1 protein-coding gene is annotated in these 402 nt (G+C 66.2%); it reads left to right on the top strand.

The features are described 5' to 3' along the window. Positions 1 to 402: caspase family protein (locus EN906_RS37070; RefSeq protein WP_245484431.1), on the top strand; the 402-nt coding region annotated here is incomplete at both ends.

Here is a 402-nt window from a genome sequence, read left to right as displayed (position 1 = left end):
GATCGAGGGCAATGATCTCGGCAAGCGTGAACTCGAACGCAGCATCGGCGCGTTTTCCGATGCGCTCCAGGGCGCCGGCGTCGGGCTTTTCTACTATGCCGGCCACGGCCTGCAGGTCGACGGGCGCAACTACATCGTGCCGGTCGACGCCAGGCTGGACGTGCCCGTCAAGTTGCAGCTCGAAGCAGTGCCGATCGACGAAGTCCTCGACATCATGGAACAGCAGACCAAGGTCAGCCTGGTGTTTCTCGATGCCTGCCGCAACAATCCGTTTGCCCGCAGTCTCAGCCGCACCGCCACCACGCGCTCGGCGAAGGCGCTGGCCGGGCTCGGCGATGTGGCGCAGCAGGGCGGCGGCGAAAGGCGAGTTGCGTCCGCTGCCGTCCATGGCGACAGCGCCAG

The organism is Mesorhizobium sp. M7A.F.Ca.CA.004.06.1.1 (assembly GCF_003999135.1).
Lineage (GTDB): Bacteria > Pseudomonadota > Alphaproteobacteria > Rhizobiales > Rhizobiaceae > Mesorhizobium.
Note: the sequence above shows the minus strand (reverse complement) of the source record. Positions and strands in the feature narration are given on the sequence as shown.